Genomic DNA, 24,934 nt, shown 5'->3' on the forward strand with positions numbered 1-24,934 from the left:
ACGGGCTGGCTGGTTTCTCCGTTTTACTCACGCTCAGGACAAAAGAATGAATATCAGCACGGTACTCGATCAGCTACGGGACAATCCGCTGTACGATGAGCCGGAAGCCGGGCAGGTCATCAGCCAGATCCGGGATTTTGTATACAGCGATGCCGGTTTGAACCAATTCCAGGTCACGCCCTGCTTATCGCCCATTGATTTAGAAGTCTTTCTCAACCAGACCCTGGAGACGCTGGACGATACTCCGGACCACATTGCCCGATTTCTGCACGCCTTGATCCTGTCGACCGAAAATCAGCAATGGCTCAAAAGTGTCAGAATCAAAAAACTCCGCGCCGTCATGCCGACTTTTCAGGACTGCATCAGAGCCGATTTTACGCTCATGGCGGAGATATTCTCCGACTATTTCGGCAGTGATGCCGGGATCAGCCATCTCCGCGCCATCTTCAGAGAAGATGACCTGCGTCAGTTCTTCGCCGATGAGCGCCATAAAACCAAAGGACACTATCACGGCCCCCACCACCTGTACTGCCGGGGAGTCCTGTTCCCTGAAATCAGACAGGCGCTGGCGCGGCGTGACGCCGCGCACTTTGAAGAAGCGCTGATCACTTATCTGCAGGATTTAACCAGTGATTATGCCAATTGTGATTCGTTTCCCGATGCCGATGCGCTGGACAAGAACGACATCAGCCAGTACAGGGCTGCACTGCCGGTCGAGGCAATCACAGGACTCACCGAGCTGCTGCGCGGACGGGGCGACTGGGAGCAGACCCCAGCGCTGATCCGGGCGCATCTGCACCGGAAGCCTCTTTTCTATCATCAGCAGGCCGCATTTACGCTGCTGGAAGCCGACGAGGATTTCACCGATTTATTCCACTTTCTCAGTGACAGCAAGGATCCCATCGTCCACCAGTCTGTTGCGGCCAACCATCTGAAGGAACTCGTCTTTCGGCTGGAACCTTCGCTCTGGTTTAAGAAACAGCTCAAATTAGGCGGCTTCCCCGATTGCCGCTGGTCCAGCAAACGTGAGGTTCTTGAAGAACTCAATCAGGCCGTTGCTGCGAATCCGGACATTCAGGCGCCACTCATTGCATTCATTGTCCGCTACAGCATCGAACACTATGCCTGTTCTTTCTCTCGCATACCGGCCGATGCCCGAAAACCCAACCCGCACGATCAGATTCTGCAAGCTCTGATTGAAACCTACGGCGCCCAAACCATCTGGGAGAGTTTCGAACCGCGCGATAATACCGTCGCACTTCGGGGTTATTACACGCTCAACCGGCTCGCCGCTGACGATCAGCTGGCGGCTCAGAAAGCCGAACGCGATCGGCAGTGGATTCAATCGTTCAGCCCGGCGCTGACAGCCAATGCTCAGGATGCCGAGCTGCTCGCTGAATACCTGCTGACCGGGAAACACGAAGCAGCAATCGGCACGCTTGCACTTCAGCTTGCGGAAGACAGCAAGTTCCCGCCAGTCTGCTATCTGGAAGATCTGCAGTTGCAACGCCTGACCCGGGTCATGCTGAACGGAAAAAATGACCCGCTTTTCGCCGACTTCTTCAAGGCTGCGGAACGAAAATTTACAGCGACCCCGCAGCGGCTGATCTCAGCGATTGTGCTGGAGCGACCTGAATACCAGGCCATCGCTTTCCCGGTTTACGCCGACTTTGCCGAAACATTTGCTGAAATCAACGATCGCCGTTCAGACGAATATGAATGGCGCAACGTCAGATTCCGGCGTCATATTGCAGCCAATGAACTGCAGTATCTGCATCAGCATGGCGTGGCTGTGGTCCAACGGCTGTCAACCCTGTCCCCCCGGTTCAGAGCCATTGTGCTGCCGTTTTTCAAAGGCCAGCTCACGACTATTGAAGAAGCGCAGCTGCTGGTTTCCCTGCTGAAAGACAAACACAAAGGCGCCATTGCCGCGGTGAAGGAGTGCATTCTGGCGTTACCGCATCCGATCCGGGCTACCGTCATGAATCAGATGATCGAAGACCTGACGACCTTCAGTGCCCCGCAGGAAGTGCATGCGATTGAACTCATCTGTGCGTCTGGCGTGAATACGCCAACCGCCTGTCAGTTACTGGATAAGGTCAGTACCGCCGCTTCCCGCGCCCTCTTGATCGAACACGGCAAGATTGATCTCTGCAGCCTTTATACCAATTCTGCGGACACCAATGCAGCAGGCGGATTTGATCTGGATGCCTATCTGGCCGACAACTATCACCAACCGAAAAAATCACCGGTTGATTTCAGCCTGCTGACTCTGCCGGAACGTAGGGATGGTAAGCCGTCAGCCGATGCCGCCATGCAACTGTGCCTGATTTATCAGCATCACGACGGCGACCACAGCAGTCAGGAAGCGAACGCGATTGCCGGCACTTTCACTCCGGATTCGCTGGCACAATTTGCGCACAGTATCCTCAGTGCCTACGTCGACAAAATCACGAACAAAAACAAATGGCTGCTGTCGATTCCGGCCATCCATGGTGATGCCAGTGTGATAACCGCACTGGCAACACGGCTTGAAAAATTTGCCGGAGGTTCGAAACACCAGCTGGCCGGGTACGCGATGAAACGCATGGGACTCAGTGGCCAGAAGGTCGCCTTCATGGCCATTGACCGCATCAGCCGCAACAGCAAAAAGCAAAGCGTGAAAGATGCGGCCCGGGCAGCTTTTACCATCGGTGCCAGACAGGCCGGGATCAGCCCGGATGAACTCGGCGATCAGCTGGTGGACGATTTGGGTTTCGACGGCGACCACATTCCGCTCGACTACTGCGGTCAGACGCTGTCGCTGGTTCTCAATGACGATCTGAAATTTGTCATCCGCAAACCAGACGGCAAACTCAGCAAAACCCTGCCTAAGCCGAAACAGGGCGATGACGCCGCGCAGGCAGTGCAAGCCAAACAACACTTCAACACCCTGAAAAAGCTGCTGAAAGACATGGTTGGACTGCAGGTGAAGCGCATGGAAGATGCCTTTGTCGCCTGGCGGACCTGGTCCTTTGAGCGCTGGCACGCACTCTTTCTGGGCAATCCGGTGATGCACAAGATTGCCGGTCAGCTGATCTGGGGCGTCTATGAAGATGATCAGCTCATCCGCACTTTCCTGCCGAATCCGGAACCTGTCGATACAGCGGATGAACCGGTGACGATTCAGCCCGATGCAAGAATCGGCCTGGTCCATCCGACAGAGCTGTCTGACCCGCAACTGGGCGACTGGCAAAGCTATATGAACGACTGGAACCTGACGCCGCTGTTTGACCAGCTGACACGGGAAATTGTCCGGCTCGAACCCGCCACCAGCAATCAGTACAAAGTGCCGGGCTTCGGCCGCAAATCGCCCTCGACCGTGATCAACCGGCTGCGTAAAAACGGCTGGTCAGTTGGCTCCGTACGGGATGCCGGTTCTTTTGACGAAATCTACAAAGAGCTGGACGGCCTCAGTGTCGGGATTGAAATCACCTTCGATGAGGGCATCTGGCACAGCAGTGACGGCTACGAAAGCGATGAACCCAGGGTCACCGCCAAAACCATTGAGTTTTACCGTACCGGTCAGTTGCCGCGGGGCAGTTACGTCTACGATGACCTGCAGGACAAAGCATACGCCAACCTGCGTCTGGCCGTCGACGACCTGCCAGTCCGGATTGCCCGCGAGTTGCTGCTGGAAGCTCAAAACGCCTTCCGGTAATCCGGACCGAGCCGTCAGCCCTGGGCTGCTGACGGTGTTTGAATGTGAACCACGGCGCTCTGGTGAACAACACCTGTGCCACAAGCCATTTTCGACGAGATAATACCGATGCAAAACGCACAACGTTACCCTGCAGAAACCCTGTATGCCGCTGAGCTGGCTGCCCTGCGCAACGCCGATCCGGGCCAGAAACCTGCAGGCTGGCAGCTCAGCCCGCGTATGGTCCGTACCTTCATTCTGGGCAGCAACAACGAGCCGGTTCAGGGTACGACCATCAGCCGCAAGATTTACGGCAATGACGCCGTCGTCGAACGTGCCATTGTGACTTTAATGAGCCAACAGGGGCTGATGCTGGTCGGCGAGCCGGGTACCGCGAAATCCTTGCTGTCAGAGCTGCTTGCCGCCGCGATTTCAGGCCAGAGTACCCTGACCGTTCAGGGCAGTGCCGGACTGTTTGAGGAAAATATCCGCTACAGCTGGAACTATGCCGCACTGCTCAAGGACGGTCCGAGTCTGGCGGCCATGGTGCCCGGCCCGCTCTTTCAGGCCATGCAGCAAGGGCAGCTGATGCGGTTTGAGGAAATCACCCGCTGCCCGACCGAAGTTCAGGACAACCTGATCCCGGTGATGTCCGACCGCATCCTGCAAATTCCGGAACTCAAAGACAGCGACGCAGCCTACATGCTGTCCCAGCCCGGCTTTAACATCATTGCGACGGCCAACCTGCATGACCGCGGTGTGAATCAGATGTCTTCGGCACTGAAACGCCGCTTCAACTTTGAAACCCTGCAACCCATCAGCACCAAAAAACAAAAGACAGAGCTGGTGATGACTCAGGTCAACCGTCGTCTTCAGCAGGACGCCCTGGATGTTCAGATTGATCTGGATACCACCGAGCTGCTGATCACCGTCTTTGATGAGCTGCGCAACGGCAATGTCTCCGGGCTGGCCGTGACCTCACCGACCACCCTGCTGTCGCTGGCCGAAGCGATGAACGTTGCCTATAACGCGGCCATCAGCAGTCACTATTTCGGCGATCAGCAAGTCTCCGCCGAGCATCTGCCCCCCTTTATGCTCGGCACCATCATCAAGGACAATGAAAAAGACCGCGCCTGTTTCGAGGACTATATCCGGGTGATCAGGCGCAAACGGGCAGACGAACCCCACTGGCAGGCCTTTCTGGCCGGGTGTCAGAACCATGGCTGAATCGTCCGGATTACAGGCCTGCCTGGCGGCCCTGCATGCGAACCCGCAGCTGATCTGGGCGCCGGTCCGTCACCACAGCCCGATGTGCAGCTGGCAGCTTGGTCGTCTGTTCAGACAACATCAGCCTGAGGTGGTACTGATTGAAGGGCCGCAGGATGCCAGTTTCCTAATCCCCTTTCTGCAGGATGAACAGACGCAGCTGCCGCTGGCGATTTACAGCTATCTGCGGGATAACACCTTATCCGACCTTTCGCCGGTACCTGACAAAGAGACGGACGAACCTTCACCGCCAAGACTCAAATCCAGCCGGGTCTTTATACCGTTTGCGGAGATGTCGCCGGAATGGCAGGCCATCCGGATGGCCAAACAAACGCAGGTTCCCTGCCAGTTTATTGATTTACCCTATGCCACACGGGCAACTGATACGGCAGCCGATGCTGAACGGGATCAGTTGCTGTACGACAACAGAAAACTGGAAGAGGGCGAATATCTCGCGGCCCTGCTGGCCGACAGTGATTGCGACGATTTCGACCCGTGGTGGGATCGCCATTTCGAATCTGCGGGTCATACTTCCCCGGATGAATTTTTCACGCAGATGCACCAGTTTTGTCTGCTGATGCGAAACCTCTCTGTCGACAGCGACCCGGAAACCCTGCAGCGCGAACAGTTCATGGCACAGCAGATCCGGCCTTTTCTGGCTCAAGGCAAGCGGGTGCTGGTGGTCTGCGGCGGCTATCACTGTCTGGGCATTGCGCATTTTCTGGCATCCGGCGGAGCGGATTCGGTCTCAGTGCCGCCACGCCAGCCATTGCCCGGACACTGGGAGTCCGGCTCCCACCTGATCCCTTATGCTTTAAACCGTTTCAGTAAAAAACAGGGGTATCCGGCGGGCCTGACCGATTGCGGGTATTACCACCAGCTCTGGCAACGGCTGTCCCGGCAACCAGCTGAATTGCCCGGTGATTTCACACGCCGCTACCATACCGATCTGACGGCCGGATTCATGGCCTTCCTGCAGCAGAAAAACTACCCCGTGGCGCTGCCGCAACTGACCGACGCGCTGGTCATGACCGAGCAACTGGCAAATTTACGCGGCATTCCGGCCGGACGCACCGAATTGCGCGAATCGCTCACGGCTACCTTGCTGAAGTCCCACCAGCCTTCGGACACCTTTTTCCGCCAGTGGCTGGATGATTATTTTGATGCGCCAGCGATTGGCCGGGTGCCTGCCGGGCTGCCAGTCGCACCTTTAATTCAGGATTTCCGCATGCTCACTGCACAACTCGGTTTGCCCAGAGATTTTCTGGCCGGGGCGGTGAAAAAAGAGTTGTCGATCTACCGTAAGCCGAAACACAGGGCGGTGTCCCAGTTTCTGCACCGGCTGAATTTTCTCAATATCCCTTATGCCCGTCTGATTGCCGGGCCGGATGCCAGCGATCCCGGATCGCTGCATCTGGTCCGGGAGCGCTGGCAGTGCCAATGGCAGACAGAAACAGACGCGGCGCTGATCGAATCCAGCCATCTGGGTGCCAGCATTGTGGATGCCGCCCGTCACAAGCTGCAAGTTGCATTCGAGCAGGAAGATCCCGGTTCGGTTGAAATGGTGTCTCTGCTGCTTCAGGCGATGCAAATGGGCGTCCAGCAATGGCTGCGTCCGATTTTTCACCGGGTTCAGCAACTGCTGGAACAGGAAACCGATCTTGCGGCCCTGCATCAGTCGCTGCAAATGCTGCTGACCTGCAGTCACGGCGGCGGGATATTCAGTGCCGTCTCCACCGACGATTTGGCAGGTTTAATCCGGCACACCTTTATCCGGATCTGTACCCGTCTGCCACGCCTCGATAACAGCTACCCGACGGAAGCCTGTGCCGGATGGATTGCCGCTCTGTCTTTCATGACACGCCAGTATCCTGAACTTTGTCCGGCAACCTATTTCATCGATGCCGTCGAAGCCAGTTATCACCGCTCTCCCTCTGCCCTGCTGACCGGCGCCTGTGCCGGGGTTCTGATCCGGCATGACCGGCTCAGCGATCCGCTGGAAACCTGTCTGGAACAGGCTTTTGCCCGGCAACACAGTGATCCGGAAGCCGTCGGCGATTTCCTTTTCGGCCTGCTGACCACCAACAAAAGTCAGCTCCTGCAACCCGAACCTCTGCTGCCGGTGCTGAACCACCAGCTCTCACAGCTCGATGAAGCGACCTTTCTCACCTGTCTTCCGGCCCTGCGGCGCGCCTTTTCTCAGCTGACACCCAGAGAAGTTGCGGATTTCAGTCAGCTGAGCCTGACGGATACCGGCTCGGGTTTGCCGGTACAGACCCCGGCGGTTTCACAAGACACACTGCTTGCCACGCAACAGCTGCGTGAGCTGCTGCGCTCCAGCCAGACTCATTGGGGGATCAACGCATGAGTACTCACAACGCGCTGTCCCGACGCTGGCGGCTGATCCTGGGGAATGTCCATCCGCATGAGTTAACTGGCGAAGACAGAGCTCGGGATGAATGTCTGGAGACCCTGTATGCCCATGAATACCATGGCCGGGGTGGCAGCCAGCAAGGGAACGACCTGCAGGGCGGTACCGCCTCCGGCATGCCGAAACCGGTCACCTGGCTCAATCAGGTCCGGAAAGCTTTTCCGGTACCTGCAGCCGAAATCCTGCAAAAAGAAGGAATTGAACGCTACGGTATTCAGGAGTTGCTGCTGGATAAAAACATTCTGGCCACCATGAAACCAGATATCGGGCTGTTACAGACCATTCTGGCCTTTCGTTCCCAGATCCCGGCGTCGCTGGAAAAAGAAATTGAAGCCATCGTGACTCAGGTCTGCGCGGAACTGGAAGAAGTTCTGTCACAGCCGGTTCAGGCGCCGTTTGCCAGCCAGCGCACGCCGTTTCGCAGCAGCCGGAAAATGCCGGTCGCGCTGACGGACTGGCGCAGCAGTCTGATGCGCAACCTGAAACACTATCAGCCGGACGAGCAGGTGCTCCTGCCGGAGCGGATGTTTTTCTTCCAAAGCCAGGCCAGTCAGGTGTGCTGGGACATCCATCTCGTGGTGGATCAGAGCGGCTCCATGGTCAACAGCCTGATCCACGCCACGGTGATTGCCGCCATTTTCTGCCGGTTATCAGTGCTGAATGTCCGGCTGGTGCTTTTTGATACCCGGGTGGTCGACATGTCGGAATTTATTGATGATCCGATCAGAAATCTGCTGTCTGTTCAACTGGGCGGCGGCACGGATATCGGCAAGGCGATGCAATATACCCGGAAGCAAATCACCCAGCCGCACCGCGCCATCGTCGTGCTGATCAGTGATTTCTACGAAGGCGGCTCCCCGGCCAATCTGTATCAGCAGGTCGCCAAAATGCAGGAAGCCGGGGTCACTCTGCTTGGCCTCACCGCCATGGATTCAAACGGCGCTGCCAGTTACGACCATTCCGTGATTGATCGCTTACTGAAAATGGACATGCCGATCGCGTCGATGACACCGGAAAACCTGAGCCAATGGGTCGCCGATGTCATCCGGTAGCCAGTGCACAACACACAGAAGAGAAAGACACCATGCGTTTATCTGACTGGACCCGCCAGCTCACTGATGAATACCTGATCAACTGGACCAGCAAAGGGCTGTTCCGCCGGGCCGTGAAAATCGCGGAAAAACATCCGGATATCGTCCCGGCCGACCCGGCATTGCCCCTGACTTTGCCGATCGACAGTTTTGACGTCACTTTATCGGATACCGATCTGGCGCATTTCAGCTGCCAGTGCGGCACGTTGGGCAGTTGTGTCCACCAGCTTGCTTTTCTGCTGAAACTGCGCGAACTGAACGAGAATGAAAACGCACCGCCCGCTGAACCATTTCGGCCCGAACGCTGGTGCATAGCTTCCCGTGAAGCCCTCGATCAGGCTTATGGCCGCGGCAATGCCACGCAGGCGATCAAGCTTTACCAGAAAGGAGTACTGGTCACGTTTGAGCCGCAGGCGGATCACTGCGCCGTGAATCTATGCCTGCACAGCCAGAAATCCTTTCAACTGCTCTTGCCCGCCACCGGTGAATGGTCATCCGTACTGTGCAGCTGTAAAGAGACATCCTGTGTGCACCGTTCACTGGCGATTCTGGTTCTTTCCGTAAAGCACAAGACCTTTTCGGCGGAATCAGATGCCGCATTCGATACCCTGAATCCCGAACAGGCTGAACTGGTCAGCACTGCGCTCGACTGGCTTCAGGCCCTGATTCAAACCGGGACCATGGAATTTCTGGGTTCACAGATCGAACAGGGCAACGGATACTGCACCGAACTCAATCAGGCTGACCTGCCCAGACCGGCGGCCCTGCTCCGCGGTGTGACCGCAACGCTCAGCCTGATGCAGCAAAAACATCAGCAAGCCTCACACACCCGGCTGCTTGAACAAATCGCTGAAACCCTGTTGCATTTAAATGCCCTCAGTCAGTCCACATTGCCGCAGCCACTGAGTGCGCTGGCCGGTCAGCATCGCCGGCTCTACCGGCCGCAGGCACAGATGACGCTCGTGGGTCTGAATGCGGTGTACTGGGATGACCGGCATGGCGGACGGGGTTTCCGGTACTATTGCTATGATCCGCAGACGGCAGATTTCTACACCGTGTCTTCAAGTCGCAAACATGGTTTTGACTCTTCGTGGTCGCCGCATCAGGGATTCCACGACTGTCAGCTGAGCCGGTACCCGCTCAGCGCCCTGAGCTTCCGGGAATTTGAATTTGCCGGCGCGACCAGCGAGGACGGCAGCATCAATGCCTCACAAACCCGACACCTGAACCTGTTGCGGCCGGTTTCGCTGCAGAGGCTGCGTGAGCTTCCTGGCATTTCAATTCAGGCCCAGTGGCGAAGACTGGCAGCACGGCTTGCGGCTCCCACGGCCTCGGATCACCGGGATTATCTGGGCTGGGTTGCAGCAACAAGCAGAAAACCTCTCGTCTCTTTCCCGTCGCTGGGGATATGGCGGGCAGAATGCCAGAGCCAGTGCGGGCAGGCCGTTACCGTCGAAATACCGGCCCGTGAGCTAACCCCGGGTATCCAGAAATGCTGGGATTCAACAGCTGAAATGGTCCTGTTCGGCCGCTGGCAGACTGAGCTGGGCATCCCGGCATTCCAGCTCATCTCTCTGATTGATGACGACTTGATACAGGCGAACCGGAAAGAACACGCATGACTGAACTGACCCTCAACACTTTCATTCAGGACTGGCAATTCTGGGCGGAACGATATCTGGCCCAGGGGCTGAATGCCCCGGCCCCATATAATATTCAGCTGGCGCGGCAATGGCAGACACAGGCGGAACTGCTCGGCTTTTCAGATCTCGCTACACTCGCGGCGCAACTGACCGATGCCGAGCTGAGCCCGGCACAACAGGCACAGGCGTTCCGGCAACTGGTCATGCAGATGCATCTGCTGAAACGCCAGGCACTCGGGCAGCAGCTGGCTTTGCTGACAACGGACATGTCTGCGGAGCCATGACACATCCGGCATAAAAAACGCCCCGGTGATAAACATCCGGGGCGAAACAGTGAAACACATTATGAACCGATAGGACTTAGAAACTGGCCTGTAATGTCAGACCGCTATAGGCGCTGTAACCATGCAACATGACGTAGTAGCGGCCGGACTTGGATGGTGTAATGGTACAGGTTTCACCATTACCCGCACGGTAAGGACGGCAGTCCCAGCTGCTTCTTGTCGCTTTCTGACCGAAGCGGACGTACAAGTCTGCGTCACCGGAGCCGCCTGAGGTTTTCACCGTCAGCGTACGGCCGGCCGTCACATCAATGTAGAAGTGCTGCTCGCTGCCGGAGGTTCCGTTCAGACCCGTTACTGCTTTGCCGTTTTCCAGCTTGCCGTCCGTCGGGGTGCCCGGATCGCCCCCGTCGCTGTCGGTGCCGCTGTACGCCAGTTTGTTGACCGTATTACGGGTATCGCTCACTTTGCCGCTCGTACCGCGCAGGACCAGCAGCTGACTGAGCTGAGCCGGGCTCAGACCCGGATTTTCATCCAGATACAAGGCGCCGATCCCTGCAACGTGCGGCGTTGCCATTGAAGTACCGCTGATGGTTTTATAGCTGCCGTCATACCAGGCTGAAGTAATGGATGAACCCGGTGCAAAGAGATCCACACAGCTACCCCAGTTCGAGAAGCTGGAACGCTGATCTGAGCTGGTGGTGGAACCGACAGTGACACCTGCGGCAACACGGGCCGGAGACACATTACAGGCATCCTGATTCTCATTGCCCGCAGCCAGCATAAAGCTGACGCCTGAGCTGATCGCGCTGTTGATGGCGCTGTCCAGTGCGGTTGAAATCCCGCCGCCTAAACTCATGTTTGCCACAGACGGACCGTTCGCATTCTGTTTCACCCAGTCCACACCGGCAATGACGCCAGAGGTGGTACCCGAACCACTACAGCTCAGCACCCGGACGCCGACAATACTGACGTTTTTAGCAATACCATAGGTGGTTCCCCCAATCGTCCCGGCAACATGGGTACCATGACCGTTACAGTCGGTCGCATTGGAGTCATTGTCCACAAAGTCGTAACCCGAACGGGCACGGCCGCCAAACTCACTGTGAGTGGTCGTCACCCCGGTATCAATGACATAAGCGGTCACGCCGGTACCGTTGTACTGGGCGACATAGCTGCCATTCAGAGGCAGGTTGCGCTGATCGACACGATCCAGTCCCCAAGTCGCATTACTTTGCTGAGCATCAATGGCTTCCGCGTACACAGGATCCAGTGAGATCACCTGATCCTGTTCAATATAATCAACCTGTCCGTCCTGACGCAGCGCCGCCAGCTGGTCCGGCGTCAGCGCTGCCACAAACCCGCTCAGGGCCGCATCGAACACCCGCTCCGCTTTCACCGCATGACTTGCAGCCATGCTTTCCACAGTGCGCGTGACGAATTCGGCCCGGGCAGCCTGATCATTGCCGATAAAAGCCGGCTCTTTCAGCACCACGATATACTGATTCGCAACCGCTTTGTCTGGCGCAGCCTGAATCAGCGCCGCCTGATAGTCACCACTGACAGCCGTCTGAGCGTCCGCTGCCCAGACCGAGACACTGGCCAAGGCCAGCGCAGACGTGATACAGCAACCTAGCATTGTCTTATACATTATGATTCCCTTTCTCTGTTTATCCGTTTTGAGGAAATGCCTTACCACCGCAGGCACAAATAAAAGCTATACGCAATCAATTACTCATGCATAAGTGCGAAATACTGAATTTTCCGACTGAAACAGAGAGAATAGCTATTACATTCAAGTTGCGAGACACAACAAAAATCACTTAACGTCTTGTTTTAATTAGCAGCTGTTGTAAATAGCCAGAGTGAAATTGACAGGAATTCAGATGTAAAAAAATAGTGACAGAGAATTAAACCAACATATTTATCCTGAATATCAGCGCATTACGATAAAATCCACACATATTTTTAACAAAGTGCAGTCTTTGCAAATTTACATCAGAAAAAAATCAATTCAGACCCGGGTTTGTAAAGCACAATATTTCATCTATCAGCAGAACACTTTGTCCTGCCCGTGAAGTCATTTCATGTCTCAGTGTGTAACAGGCAAAATTCCCTGCTGTCGTTCAGACTAAGAGAGTTCCCGTCACCGATCTGAGGAGAGCTTCATGCGTTGGCGTAATACCCGGCAAAGCAGCAATGTTGATGACCGGCGTGGCCAGGGGCCCGCACAATCCGGCCTCCCCGCGGCAGCTTTACTGCGATTTATTCCGTTTCTGCTGAAAACTAAAGTCGGTAAGCTGATCCTGGTAGTCGGCGGGCTCTATCTGGCCTTCCAATACTTCACCGGCGGCCCGGGGATGGTCGGGGTTCAGCAGGGCTCCGGACCGCTGCAGCAACAAACCTCTTCAGGCAGCAAGCTGCCCGCCCGTGATGAAGATGCCCAGTTCGTCGCCGCCATTCTGGGCACCACGGAAACCGTATGGCGTCAGCTCCTCAACGATCAGTATCCGGAACCTCAGCTGGTCCTGTACGAGAACATGACCCAGACGGGCTGCGGAATGGGCCAGGCTCAGTCCGGCCCTTTTTACTGCCCGGCCGACAGCAAGGTCTATCTGGATCTCAGCTTCATGGACGAGCTGAAAAAGCTCGGAGCGCCCGGCGATTTTGCCTTTGCCTATGTCATCGCGCATGAAGTCGGACACCACGTCCAGAATGTCCTGGGTACCCATAAACAGGTGGCACAACAGCAGCAACAAGCCAGTGAAACCGAGGCCAACCGCCTCAGTGTGATGATCGAACTTCAGGCCGACTGTTATGCCGGGGTCTGGGGGTATTATGTTCATCACGACATGCAGTTACTGGAGCCGGGTGATATTGAGGAAGGATTGCAGGCTGCCAGTTCTGTCGGGGATGACAGATTGCAGGAAATGGCCGGACGGGCCGTCCAGCCGGATGCATTCACCCACGGCACGTCAGCGCAACGGGTCAGTTGGTTCAAAAAAGGCTTCGCATCCGGCAATCCCAAGGACTGTGATACTTTCCAGAGCCTGGAATAAAGCCGAATTCAGGACAGGAAAACCGGTTCCGGTCCAAACCGAAACACCCGTAACTGTCAACACCGACCAGATAAGCAACTTCACACATAAAGTAAACTCAGGCATACACCCGGGGATGACCTTTTTCCGTTTCCGGATACGACTCGGGAAATGCCATGATGCCGGATGAGAAGCATTTACCTCCACCGCCATGCAAAATGTCTGCAAATCGCAGCACCAGTGGGCCTGAAACCGGACCAATTGGGGTCTTTCTCATCCCTTCAACAGCTCAGAAACTGATGCGAATGTGATCAGTTACACGAAAATTTTGTCCATATGAGATCGATTGGGTCTCACCGAGATAGGTTTTCAAAATGCTATGATAGACTATGACGCAAGTCGCTTTTTTGAGGAAGTATGGCAAATCATATGCAACTGCTGAACCAGGCTCAACTGCTCTGTGAACAACGGGGAGTCCGGTTGACGCCACAACGTCATAAAGTACTGGAACTGATTCTGTCTCATCGCAGTTCGATCAGTGCTTACGAGCTGCTGGATTTGCTGCGGGAGTCCGAACCTCAGGCTAAGCCTCCGACAGTTTATCGTGCCCTCGACTTCCTGCTCGCTCAGGGATTTGTTCATAAGGTCGAGTCCACAAACAGCTATATTGCCTGTCATCTGCCGGATCATGCTGACCATTGTTCCCAACTGCTGATTTGCGATGAATGCAGTCATGTGGAGGAATGTCACGATGATGAACTGGCAAAAATGCTAAAACTAAAAGCGCAGCAGCAAGGCTTTCAGATTTCTCATCATGTTGTAGAAAGCCACGGCGTGTGCCAAGCATGCCAACGTAAGAAGTAGTCCGTTTCCGTACAACAACAAGGCAATCCAGATCCTATGCGAGCAGAATTTGTAAACCCATTTCTGGCCTCTCTGCTGAATGTGCTCAAGACCATGGCGTCAATGGAGCTGGCCCCGCAAAAACCTCTGCTGAAAAAAGATGAAATCGCCCGGGGTGATGTCTCTGGCCTGATTGGCATGGTGGGACCGCAAACCCGGGGCTCCATGTCTATCACTTTTGATGAAGGCCTGGCACTTGAGATTATGCAGCGTATGCTGGGCGAGCGTCCGAATGGTATTAATGATGAAGTCACTGACATGGTCGGTGAAATCACCAACATGGTCACCGGCGGCGCCAAACGTATTCTGTCAGAAAAAGGCTATGATTTTGAAATGGCCACACCCGCTGTCGTCTCCGGCCGGGGTCACACGATCACGCACAAGAGTGAAGGGGCAATTATCATCATGCCGTTTGAATCCGAATACGGCAAAGCCTTCATCGAGATCAGTTTCGACCGCTAATTTCCATCCAATTTCATCTTTTCTCGGGCCAGTTCAAACTGGCCTGACCTATTGATGCGAGCTGCATTGTTTTCCCTCACCTTTTTGCATATTTGACGCATAAAAGATTGCTCCTTGATTCGGTTACGATCTAGACTGGAAATGCTGTTGAGGTATCAATGCATATAAAAAGATGCTTATCAATAGTGTTCGTGTTGCCTGCCTTCGGGTAACGCAAGGAAATGAGATTACAAAGGAAAGATCGTCAAATGAGTAAACTGACAGGAACCGTAAAATGGTTCAACGATGAAAAGGGTTTTGGCTTTATCTCTGGCGCCGACGGCAAGGACGTTTTCGTTCATTTCAGCGCAATTCAGGCTCAGGGGCGTCGTACCCTGAAAGAAGGCCAAAACGTTGAGTTTATCGTTACTGACGGCCAGAAAGGCCCGCAAGCCAGCGAAGTGGTCGCCCTGTCTTAACCGAAAGGCATGCGCAACTCATAAAAAACGCCGCAACACTGCGGCGTTTTTTTATCTGTGAACAATCCGTCTGTTTTTACTGACGCCATTGTTTAAAGGCATTAATCAGACCATTCGTTGAACTGTCATGGCTGCTCACCGGCGTATTATCCGCCAGCTCTGGCAGAATCTGATTCGCCAGCTGTTTACCCAGCTCAACACCCCACTGATCAAAGCTGTAGATATTCCAGATCACACCCTGAGTGAAGATCTTGTGCTCATACATGGCAATCAGTGCACCCAGCGACAGCGGGGTGATCTGTTTCACCAGGATGGAGTTGGTCGGGCGATTCCCCTCAAAGACTTTGAATGGTACCAGCTCAGCTACGTCCGCCAGCGACTTCCCTGCAGCAATAAACTCTGCTTCAACCTGCGCACGCGTTTTCCCGAATGCCAGCGCTTCAGTCTGCGCAAAGAAGTTTGCCATCAGTTTCGGATGGTGATCGCTCAGCGGGTTATGGCTGACCGCCGGTGCAATGAAGTCACACGGGATCAGTTTGGTCCCCTGGTGGATCAGCTGATAGAACGCGTGCTGACCATTGGTGCCCGGCTCACCCCAAATGATTGGGCCCGTCTGGTAATCGACCGGATTGCCGCCACGGTCAACATACTTGCCGTTCGACTCCATGTTGCCCTGCTGGAAGTAAGCCGCAAAGCGGTGCATGTACTGGTCGTACGGCAGAATTGCTTCCGATTCCGCACCAAAGAAATTGTTGTACCACAGACCAATCAGCGCCAGGATCACCGGCAGGTTTTCGGTCAGCGGTGCTTCGGCAAAGTGCTTGTCCATCGCATGGGCACCCGCCAGCAAAGCTTCGAAATTATCGTAACCAACGGACAGGCAGATCGACAGACCGATCGCAGACCACAGTGAGTAACGGCCGCCAACCCAGTCCCAGAATTCGAACATGTTAGCTGTATCAATCCCGAATGCAGACACCGCATCAGCATTGGTCGACAGTGCTGCAAAGTGTTTTGCAACGTGAGATTCATCTTTGGCGTCAACCAGGAACCAGTCACGGGCAGAATGCGCGTTGGTCATGGTTTCCTGTGTCGTGAAAGTTTTTGATGCAATCAGGAACAGAGTCGTTTCCGGATTCAGCCCTTTCAGGGTTTCCGCGATATGCGTGCCGTCAACGTTCGAGACAAAGTGCAGATTCAGGCGGGTTTTGTAAGGGGCCAGCGCTTCAGACACCATGTAAGGTCCCAGATCAGAACCGCCAATGCCGATATTCACAACATCAGTGATTTCCTTACCGGTATACCCTTTCCACTCACCGCCGATGATGCGGTCAGAGAACTGCTTCATTTTCGCCAGCACAGCATTGACGTTTGGCATCACATCTTCGCCGTCCACCAGCACGGGTGTGTTGCTGCGGTTACGTAGCGCAACATGCAACACAGCACGGTCTTCGGTACGGTTAATTTTCTCACCGCTGAACATGGCGCCAATCGCTGTTTTCAGTTCAGTCTGTTCAGCCAGATCAAACAGCTTCGCCAGCGTGTCTTCAGTGATAAGGTTCTTTGAATAATCCAGCAGGATATCGTTGCCGAACGCAGCGGAAAACTTTTCAAACCGTGACGGATCCTGCGCAAACAGCTCACTGAGCTGCAGATCCTGCGCCTGTTCAAAATGGGCAGTCAGTGCCTGCCAGGCCGGGGTTTGCGTGGGGTTAATGTTTTTCAACATAATGACGTTCCTGATGTGTTATTTTTCACGACAGCGCGACCAATGCCACGGCCATGATTTCCCAATTCAACGGTGTAAGCACAGCCGTAAGCATGGCGATATTTTGGTAAATTTACAACTTAATGTTAATTATGCCGCCAGCAGCGTCCCCCCTGCTTTGCTCCAGGTCACGCTTTCAGCGTATCAATCATAGCGGCTGTGAACGGGAAGAATACAGAAAATCATGCTGCAGCTAACAGGTAATACCGTGATAACAACAACATGCAGCATAAAACCTGATGTCTCCGACCATATCCTCTGCACGAATGCAGCTATCTCCCTGATGAAATTGAACAACACCTGATCCGATACCGATCAAGATATCAGCCGCCCGCCGGACCACTGCCACTCAGATCACTTCAGGGAACAGGGACAACTGGGCCGCTTCGGGAGGCGAACACTGCATTGCCCCGGCAATCAGGTGAAAATCGTGTGCGGAGATCTCAAATAAACCGTATCGGAATCTGGCTCCCCAGTGACGACTTCCCTGATGAAAAGCAAGACGCGCCAGCAGAGGGTGAATCTGTATCGGTGTCGTCTCCAGCCAGCTGACATCACGCCGGAATGGCTTGAAACCATGCCCTATATCAACCTGATATGGGGCTTTGTCCTGCACACAACAGATCCCGGTAAACGCTTGCAGCTTACTTCTTTGCCCGTACGTTTGCGACGGTGAGTAATACACTACCCAATCCCCCGCTGACAGCCGTTTCAGCGGCGTACCTTTGCCGTGGCAAACCTGCATGATGCCCCACACTTTCCCGCGGTCGACGTGATCGGCTGACGCGGTCGCCACCCAGAACCGGGTCATGGTCAGCTCGCTACCAGATATCGGATCCGATTGCGGTCCGGGTCCAGCACCACAAAGGAATACCCGAACTCAGCCTCAGACGGCACCTGAGCAATGGCGAGTCCCTGATTCAGACAGTGCTGATAAGCCTGATCAACGGTCGCCCGGTGAGACTGAAGCAGGCACAGTTCACCGCTCTGCCTGACCGTAGCCTGCGATTCAGATAACGGCGGCAAAACACCCGATGCCGACCATAATCCCAGCATCGCGGATGAATTGAGTTGAAACATTGCAAATGAAGGGGATGATTCAATGGCGGCAGATCCCAGCAATTGCTGGTAGAACGCTTCACTTTGACTGATCTGGCTGACATACCAGATGTTCATTGAAGGGACTGACATAATGGTGGCGCTCCTTACTGTGATTTGATACAGCAAGGCTAATCGCACCGCGTGACAATTCTTGTCAGTAGGAAGATGCCCTTTCTTTAATTTTTTCTGCTTCCCGCCATCGCCTCAGCAACTGGTAACGGGGTTCGGGATATTTGCGCCCCGATTCAGTGAAAGACTGAATACGCTCAACCCGGAAATGCCTGAATGCCTGCCGTACTTCGCACCAGGCTACAAGCAGATAGCATTGCTGAAAAAAGCCGATCACCACGGGCCAGACATCACGCTGAGTGACCTGACCGTTTAAGTCGGTATAACCCATGGAAACCACAGACTCCTGTCGGATGGCTTTTCTGATGTCGGCCAGTTCAACCTGTAACTCAGGCGCCGCTGGCCCCGGTGCGACCCGCATCGTTTCCGTCGCCAGCTGGAGTTTCAGTTCGGTCGGCAGCACTGCCGATATTTTGGCAATTGCGTTTTGGGCCGCCACCGAAAATTCACCCTTGGCCTGACTGGAAATCCATTCCGCGCCCATCAGCAACGCTTCCAGTTCATCGACGGAAAACATCAGGGGCGGCAGCGTAAAGCCGGGTTTCAGGATATACCCCAGGCCCGCTTCACCTTCAATCTCGGCCCCTTGCGCCTGCAAGGTGGCTATATCCCGGTACACCGTCCGCACACTGACACCCAGCTCACGAGCCAGCGTCGCAGCTGACACCGGATATTTATGACAGCGCAAATGCTGAAGAAGATCAAACAGACGTTGACTACGGGACATATTCTTGAAGAAACAGTGAAAAATATACGGTGATTCTAGCCCAATCCCGTCAGATGACGAAAGAGCGTCGCGACAAAGAACCGGACCCGACGGCACAGAAATCACAAGCGGGGCTCCCCGTTCGGCGTCCGTTTTGGGTATCCTGTCTTCATCCATCAGGCTAGACGGGTGGGCATCAAGTGCCACCAGCCAATCATCTTTTACAGCGAGCAGAATCAATGTGGTTTCAAAAATCGATTCAGTTAAAACCCCGTTCCCGCGGATTTCACCTCATCACCGATGAAATTGAACGGCAACTGCCAGAACTCAGCAATTTTCAGATCGGGCTGGCGCACCTGTTTATCCAGCACACCTCCGCCAGCCTGACCGTCAATGAGAATGCCGACCCGACGGTGCGCAGCGATATGGAAGCCCACTTCAACCAGTCGGTGCCGGAGCGGGCTCCTTATTACCGCCACACTGACGAAGGTGACGATGACATGCCGGCCCACATCAAAGCCTCAACCTTAGGCAGCAGTGTAACCCTGCCGATTGCCAGCGGTCGTCTGGCGCTGGGGACCTGGCAGGGCATTTATCTGGGAGAACACCGCAACCACGGCGGCAGCCGCAAAGTAATTATCACGCTGCAGGGCGAGTAACGGCCTGATTCGGGTGGATCACCACGCAGGCCGTATGCTTCTGGCGGCCAAAGCCGAGGATCTGGCTCAGACCGGCTTTGTTCAGCGGAATATGGGCCCGATGACCAATATCGGTCTTGTCTTCCGCATAGGGGTCATGAAAGAAGAAGAACTGATCACTGACCCCGCTCAGCACTATCCAGTGCGGCTCTTTGCTGCCGTTGAAGCGATAGGTGCTGATCAGCATCAGCAGACAGCACCCCTGCTTGAGCCAGTCCTCAATTTGTTCTACCGCTGGCATGGCGTCAACCACAGGGACTCCGGCTTCATCCAGTTGCTGGCAGAAGTCCTGGTGCACCAGTTCAATGATGTCTTTCTTTTTCGGATCCCGAACACTGTCGATAAAAGGCGTGGAGAGGGACTGAGTCCAGAGTTCAACCCGGCATCCGCGGCGGTGTGCCGCCAGTGCCAGACCATGCCCGCTGCATCCCCCGTGGCCCGATGCCATAAAGATGGTGGTGGCCTCACGCCACAGCTGCATCTCTGCCTGCCGGCTGGGCTGATAATCAGGATCGAGATAAGACAGACTCATCATCAGACAGGATGGCCCGCAGGTAAACGGGGTCGTCTGGACATATAACGGTAACGGCAACAGCTGCTTTGCCTCAATGGGACTCAGACGCTTTTGCATCCGGATTCCATCCGCCAGATCATCGTAATAATGGATTAAAACTTTTAATGGTTTATATCCACATTTTTCATAGAGATTTCGCGCGGCGACATTGTCATTCCGCACTTCCAGCCTTAATGTATTGAAACCGTTTTCCAGTGCCGCCGCTTCACACGCAGACAGTAACTGCTGGGCAATGTGCCTGCCTCGGTAAACGGGATCGACGGCAAGGGAATACAATCGTGCCAGCTGGGTACCCCGGTGAAACAACACCAGCCCGTAGCCGGCAATTTGGCCTTCATCTTCCGCGACAAACAGCACACTCTGAGGTGATTTAATAAACCGCCGCATCTGACGGGGAGAAATTCGATCTCCGTCGAAAAGCTGAGCCTCGAGAGTATTTAAACTAACTAGATCATAAAGCTGTGCAATACGGACTATCATGGACTGATTCACGCTTGAGTGGACTAGTTCGATTTAATCCCAAAATTAGCCGCAAGGCTATAGGTGAATGAAAAGATGACTAAAGTCCTCATTATTACCGATAACGACAGTGACTGGCGGCAGTATTTCCCCTCCGACAGGGTCGTCACTGTCGATACCTATTTGCAGCAGGGTGCGTTTTGTGAAAACAAGGCGACGCAGGTAATCAACCTCTGCCGCGACTACGGCTATATGAGCAGCGGCTACTATTGCTCGCTGATGGCGGAAGCCCGCGGACACCGGGTGATCCCGAGGGTCATGACCATCAATGATCTGTCCCAGCCCTTCCTGTTATCCGTGCCGTCTGATCAGTTGGAAAAAGCATTTGCCCACCAGCTGCTGTCACCCGGAGAACAGCTGGAAGAGAAAATTTACTTTGGTCAGTCGAAGGTGCCGGGCTTTGAAAAAATTGCCCGCCGCCTGTTCGAGCATTTTATGGTGCCTGTCATCAAGGTGACGATTCGCCGTTCGGATGCGCACTGGCAGGTGGACCAGATCCTGCCGTTTCCCTTTCAGGATCTGACCGATCCGGAACAGGATTTATTTGCCGAGGCACTGGAGCGCTTCTCGAACAAAGTCTGGCGATCGCCAAAGCCAAACAAAAACGCCCGCTATGATCTGGCGTTGCTGATTGATCCGAGCGAGAAAATGCCGCCATCCGACAGCACAGCGCTGAGCAACTTCAAAAAGGCGGCCAAACGACTGGGGATGCGCCTGCAAACCATCACCCCGGATGATCTGTCACGGTTAGGGGAATTTGACGGCCTGTTTATCCGCGCCACGACCAATATCGGCAATTTTACCTACCGTTTCGCCAAAACGGCCGAGAAACTGGGACTGGTGGTGATGGATGATCCGGAATCCATCATGAAGTGCACCAACAAGGTCTTCCTGACCGAGCTGCTGCGCTTACACAAAGTGCCGACACCGAAAAGCGCGGTCCTGAAAAGTTTCGACCCCGGCTGGCTGGAGCAGGCTGAGAACGACATCGGCTATCCGATGGTCCTGAAAGTGCCGGACGGTGCTTTCTCGGTGGGCGTGGTCAAAGTGAAGAACCGCGACGAATTACTGACACAGATGGACACCCTGTTTGCTCGCAGTACCCTGATTCTGGCTCAGGAGTTTCTGCCGACAGACTTCGACTGGCGGATTGGTGTTCTGAACCGGCAGCCACTGTTTGCCTGCAAATATTATATGAGCCGTGGTCACTGGCAGATTTATCAGCACCACAACAGCGGCCGGGTCAGTTCCGGGGGCTTTGAGACCCTGGATCTGAAACAGGTGCCAAAGAACGTGATTGATGTGGCGCTCAAGGCAGCCAACCAGATCGGTTCTGGTCTGTATGGTGTCGATCTGAAAGAAGTGAACGGTCAGGTGGTGGTGATTGAAATCAACGATAACCCAAGTATTGACCATAAAGTTGAAGATGCATTTCTCGGCGATTTGCTCTACGACCGGGTGATGACTGAATTCCTGCGCCGGATCCAGCTGCGCGGCTTCTGACCCGGATTCATGGGCTCCCGTCTTTGACGGTATCTATGTCCGCCGAAAACAAACAAGCCGTGGCGGAAACCACGGCTTGTTTACTATCAGGCTTCGAGATTTCAGGAAACAATACCGCTTCCCGTCATCATACCGGTGATCATTACCGGTAAGCCATGGCGACCCGGGAAGTCAGTTTGGTGACCAGCTCATACGCAATGGTCCCCACATAATCTGCCACCACTTCGGCAGGCAGCCCCTGCCCCCATAAAACAGCCTCATCCCCGACTTTGTCTGTCGCATCCGGACCAAGATCAACCGTCAGCATGTCCATCGACACCCGTCCGGCAATCGGCACCTGACGACTATTGATCAGCACCGGCGTGCCGTTCGGCGCCGTACGCGGATAGCCATCACCATAGCCAATGGCAACCACACCAATTTTCGTATCCCGTTCGCTGACCCAGGTACCGCCATACCCGACGGCTTCACCCTTTTTCACCGTCCGCACGGCAATCACACTGGAGGTCAGTGTCATCACAGGGCGCATGCCAAGGGCTGCCGCAGAATGGCTCTTCTCAGCAAAAGGCGAAATGCCGTACATGATGATCCCCGGACGAATCCAGTCCAGATGGCTCTCAGGCCAGGCCAGAATACCGGCAGAGTTTGCCAGCGAACGTTCGCCGCGACATCCTTCCGTCAGCGACATAAATGTTTGGATCTGTGCTTTCGTTTCCGGACTGTCCAGTTCGTCCGCACAAGCGAAATGGCTCATATAACGCAGCGGTTGCGCCACGTTCGGGCTGGCGTGCAGACGGTCGACAAATGCTTCAAACTCTTCCGGCCGGACACCCAGCCGGTGCATGCCGCTGTCAATCTTCAGCCACACTTTCACCGGTGTATCCAGTGTCGCCTGCTCCAGGGCTTCCAGTTGTTCAAGCGTATGGACCACCGTCTGAATGTTGTTGGTCACCAGAACCGGTAAATCGGTTGGCGAATAGAACCCTTCCATTAACAGAATCGGCTTCACCACGCCACAGGCACGCAGTGACAGCGCTTCTTCAATCCGGGCAACCCCGTAACCGTCCGCATCCGGCAGCCCGGTCGCCACTTGCTCCAGCCCGTGCCCGTATCCATTGGCCTTGACCATCGCAAGTAACTTACAACCCGGTGTCTGCTGTCTGAGCAGACTGACGTTCTGGCGCAGGGCCTGGAGATCAATATAGGCGGTCGCGGCTTTCATTCATTTTCCTACTGCTGGGGATTTCAATACTCATCATCAAAAGCCGGGCCGGCATAGTTATCGAAACGGGAGAACTGGCCCTGGAAGGTGAGACGTACGGAACCAATCGGACCGTTCCGTTGTTTACCGATGATGATTTCTGCAATGCCTTTGAGGGCACTGTCTTCGTGATATACCTCATCACGGTAAATAAACATGATCAAGTCCGCATCCTGCTCGATGGCACCGGATTCACGCAAGTCCGAGTTCACCGGGCGCTTATCGGCCCGCTGCTCCAGCGATCGGTTCAGCTGTGACAGTGCCACCACCGGCACATTCAGCTCTTTCGCCAGTGCTTTCAGGGAGCGGGAAATTTCTGCAATCTCCAGGGTCCGGTTATCCTGCAGACCCGGCACACGCATCAGCTGAAGGTAGTCGACCATGATGAGGCTCAGACCGCCGTGTTCACGGGCAATCCGGCGGGCACGGGATCGGACTTCCGTCGGTGTCAGACCCGAGCTGTCGTCGATGTACATGTTTTTCTTTTCCATCAGAATGCCCATGGTTGACGAAATCCGTGCCCAGTCTTCGTCATCCAGCTGGCCGGTCCGGATTTTGGTCTGATCGACCCGGGACAGCGAGGCCAGCATACGCATCATGATTTGTTCCGCGGGCATCTCCAGCGAGAAGATCAGCACCGGTTTTTCCTGCTCCATCGCCGCATTTTCACAAAGGTTCATGGCAAAAGTGGTTTTACCCATCGACGGACGGGCAGCGACGATGATCAGATCTGAGCCCTGCAGGCCGGCAGTTTTTTTGTTCAGGTCAGTAAACCCGGTCGAAACCCCGGTCACACCATCCTGCGGCGACTGATACAGCAGCTCAATCCGTTCCAGCGTCTTTTCCAGAATGGTATCGACGTTCTGCGGACCTTCGTTCTCATTGGTGCGCTGCTCGGCAATGGCGAAAACCTTACTCTCAGCCATGTCCAGCAGATCTTCACTGCTGCGACCCTGCGGATCGTAACCGGCATCGGCAATTTCGTTCGCAACCCCGATCATGTCACGGATCAGCGCCCGCTCACGGACGATATCGGTATACGCGGCAATGTTCGCCGCCGACGGGGTGTTTTTGGCCAGCTCGGCCAGATAAGCGAAACCGCCCACATCATCCAGCTGGTCTAACTGCTCCAGCCGTTCTGACAGGGTGATTAAATCGAGTGGCTGACCGGATTCCAGTAGCCCGGCGGCCGCCTCAAAAATCATCCGGTGCGGACGACTGTAGAAATCGCGCGACACGACCTTCTCTGCGACGCTGTCCCAGCGCTCATTATCCAGCAACAGGCCGCCCAGTACCGACTGCTCTGCTTCCAGAGAATGAGGCGGCATCTTGATGGCGTCCATCTGACTGTCTTTTGCTCGATTGGATTTACTGTTTTCTGCCATAACCACTTGCACGATTAACCTGAATCCGGCCCGTTAGT

The 24,934-nt window shown here is 54.8% G+C and carries 21 protein-coding genes; 12 read left to right on the forward strand and 9 right to left on the reverse strand.

Features of this window, described 5'->3' with window-relative positions; translation table 11 throughout:
* Positions 1-46: 46 nt before the first annotated feature.
* The 6 genes from SPK40_RS19305 to SPK40_RS19330 all read left to right on the forward strand — a co-directional run bounded on the left by SPK40_RS19305 (position 47) and on the right by SPK40_RS19330 (position 10,394).
* Positions 47-3,700: a DUF4132 domain-containing protein gene (locus tag SPK40_RS19305; protein WP_330961584.1), complete on the forward strand. Its 3,654-nt coding sequence runs from the start codon at positions 47-49 to the stop codon at positions 3,698-3,700.
* Positions 3,701-3,808: 108 nt separating this feature from the next.
* Positions 3,809-4,906 carry an ATP-binding protein gene (locus SPK40_RS19310; protein ID WP_330961585.1) on the forward strand — a complete coding sequence of 366 codons (1,098 nt, stop codon included), beginning with the start codon at positions 3,809-3,811 and terminating at the stop codon, positions 4,904-4,906.
* The gene (locus SPK40_RS19315) at positions 4,899-7,313 is read left to right on the forward strand and encodes a DUF5682 family protein (protein WP_330961586.1); all 2,415 of its coding nucleotides are present in this window, start codon (positions 4,899-4,901) and stop codon (positions 7,311-7,313) included. Before SPK40_RS19310 ends, SPK40_RS19315 begins: the two co-directional genes overlap by 8 nt.
* Positions 7,310-8,428, forward strand: a complete 1,119-nt coding sequence (locus tag SPK40_RS19320; RefSeq protein ID WP_330961587.1) for a VWA domain-containing protein — start codon at positions 7,310-7,312, stop codon at positions 8,426-8,428. The genes SPK40_RS19315 and SPK40_RS19320 overlap by 4 nt, the downstream gene beginning before the upstream one ends.
* The gene (locus SPK40_RS19325; protein ID WP_330961588.1) at positions 8,404-10,089 is read left to right on the forward strand and encodes a hypothetical protein; all 1,686 of its coding nucleotides are present in this window, start codon (positions 8,404-8,406) and stop codon (positions 10,087-10,089) included. Before SPK40_RS19320 ends, SPK40_RS19325 begins: the two co-directional genes overlap by 25 nt.
* Positions 10,086-10,394: a hypothetical protein gene (locus tag SPK40_RS19330; RefSeq protein ID WP_330961589.1), complete on the forward strand. Its 309-nt coding sequence runs from the start codon at positions 10,086-10,088 to the stop codon at positions 10,392-10,394. The genes SPK40_RS19325 and SPK40_RS19330 overlap by 4 nt, the downstream gene beginning before the upstream one ends.
* A 76-nt stretch (positions 10,395-10,470) precedes the next feature.
* On the opposite strand, the gene SPK40_RS19335 is transcribed toward SPK40_RS19330, so the two are convergent.
* Positions 10,471-12,042: a S8 family peptidase gene (locus SPK40_RS19335; RefSeq protein WP_330961590.1), complete on the reverse strand. Its 1,572-nt coding sequence runs from the start codon at positions 12,040-12,042 to the stop codon at positions 10,471-10,473.
* Between the two features lie 517 nt (positions 12,043-12,559).
* Here SPK40_RS19335 and ypfJ point away from each other — a divergent pair.
* Entirely contained in the window at positions 12,560-13,450 is an 891-nt protein-coding gene (ypfJ, locus tag SPK40_RS19340; RefSeq protein WP_330961591.1) for a KPN_02809 family neutral zinc metallopeptidase, read from the forward strand.
* 97 nt (positions 13,451-13,547) lie between these two features.
* Here the strand turns inward: ypfJ and SPK40_RS19345 are convergent, their stop codons facing one another.
* The gene (locus SPK40_RS19345; RefSeq protein WP_248144274.1) at positions 13,548-13,706 is read right to left on the reverse strand and encodes a hypothetical protein; all 159 of its coding nucleotides are present in this window, start codon (positions 13,704-13,706) and stop codon (positions 13,548-13,550) included.
* 140 nt (positions 13,707-13,846) lie between these two features.
* On the opposite strand from SPK40_RS19345, the gene zur reads away from it, so the two are divergent.
* From zur to SPK40_RS19360, 3 genes are all read left to right on the forward strand, one after another.
* Positions 13,847-14,293: a zinc uptake transcriptional repressor Zur gene (gene zur / locus SPK40_RS19350; protein ID WP_248144275.1), complete on the forward strand. Its 447-nt coding sequence runs from the start codon at positions 13,847-13,849 to the stop codon at positions 14,291-14,293.
* A gap of 36 nt (positions 14,294-14,329) precedes the next feature.
* Positions 14,330-14,794 (forward strand): chemotaxis protein CheX, encoded by a 465-nt coding sequence (locus SPK40_RS19355; protein ID WP_036755449.1) that lies wholly within the window; start codon positions 14,330-14,332, stop codon positions 14,792-14,794.
* Positions 14,795-15,042: 248 nt separating this feature from the next.
* Positions 15,043-15,252: a cold-shock protein gene (locus tag SPK40_RS19360; RefSeq protein ID WP_036755448.1), complete on the forward strand. Its 210-nt coding sequence runs from the start codon at positions 15,043-15,045 to the stop codon at positions 15,250-15,252.
* A 76-nt stretch (positions 15,253-15,328) separates the two neighbouring features.
* Here the strand turns inward: SPK40_RS19360 and pgi are convergent, their stop codons facing one another.
* From pgi to SPK40_RS19380, 4 genes are all read right to left on the reverse strand, one after another.
* Positions 15,329-16,981, reverse strand: a complete 1,653-nt coding sequence (gene pgi, locus SPK40_RS19365; protein ID WP_330961592.1) for a glucose-6-phosphate isomerase — start codon at positions 16,979-16,981, stop codon at positions 15,329-15,331.
* Positions 16,982-17,369: 388 nt separating this feature from the next.
* On the reverse strand, positions 17,370-17,831 hold the full coding sequence (locus tag SPK40_RS19370; protein ID WP_330961593.1) for an EVE domain-containing protein: 462 nt from the start codon (positions 17,829-17,831) through the stop codon (positions 17,370-17,372).
* A gap of 2 nt (positions 17,832-17,833) precedes the next feature.
* A complete protein-coding gene (locus SPK40_RS19375) occupies positions 17,834-18,211 on the reverse strand; it encodes a VOC family protein (RefSeq protein ID WP_330961594.1) in 378 nt (125 codons plus the stop codon).
* A 64-nt stretch (positions 18,212-18,275) separates the two neighbouring features.
* Positions 18,276-18,977 carry a helix-turn-helix transcriptional regulator gene (locus SPK40_RS19380; protein WP_330961595.1) on the reverse strand — a complete coding sequence of 234 codons (702 nt, stop codon included), beginning with the start codon at positions 18,975-18,977 and terminating at the stop codon, positions 18,276-18,278.
* A 218-nt stretch (positions 18,978-19,195) separates the two neighbouring features.
* On the opposite strand from SPK40_RS19380, the gene SPK40_RS19385 reads away from it, so the two are divergent.
* Positions 19,196-19,615, forward strand: a complete 420-nt coding sequence (locus tag SPK40_RS19385; protein WP_330961596.1) for a secondary thiamine-phosphate synthase enzyme YjbQ — start codon at positions 19,196-19,198, stop codon at positions 19,613-19,615.
* Here SPK40_RS19385 and SPK40_RS19390 read toward each other — a convergent pair.
* Positions 19,596-20,708 carry a GNAT family N-acetyltransferase/peptidase C39 family protein gene (locus SPK40_RS19390; RefSeq protein WP_330961597.1) on the reverse strand — a complete coding sequence of 371 codons (1,113 nt, stop codon included), beginning with the start codon at positions 20,706-20,708 and terminating at the stop codon, positions 19,596-19,598. The genes SPK40_RS19385 and SPK40_RS19390 overlap by 20 nt on opposite strands.
* Positions 20,709-20,783: 75 nt before the next feature.
* On the opposite strand from SPK40_RS19390, the gene SPK40_RS19395 reads away from it, so the two are divergent.
* Positions 20,784-22,250: a RimK family protein gene (locus SPK40_RS19395; RefSeq protein WP_248144283.1), complete on the forward strand. Its 1,467-nt coding sequence runs from the start codon at positions 20,784-20,786 to the stop codon at positions 22,248-22,250.
* A 142-nt stretch (positions 22,251-22,392) separates the two neighbouring features.
* Here SPK40_RS19395 and alr read toward each other — a convergent pair whose 3' ends face one another.
* The gene (alr, locus tag SPK40_RS19400; protein ID WP_330961598.1) at positions 22,393-23,472 is read right to left on the reverse strand and encodes an alanine racemase; all 1,080 of its coding nucleotides are present in this window, start codon (positions 23,470-23,472) and stop codon (positions 22,393-22,395) included.
* A gap of 23 nt (positions 23,473-23,495) precedes the next feature.
* Entirely contained in the window at positions 23,496-24,896 is a 1,401-nt protein-coding gene (locus tag SPK40_RS19405) for a replicative DNA helicase (protein ID WP_248144285.1), read from the reverse strand.
* Positions 24,897-24,934: the final 38 nt, after the last annotated feature.

The sequence above is a fragment of the Photobacterium sp. 53610 genome, assembly GCF_036409375.1.
In the GTDB taxonomy this organism is placed as follows: domain Bacteria; phylum Pseudomonadota; class Gammaproteobacteria; order Enterobacterales; family Vibrionaceae; genus Photobacterium.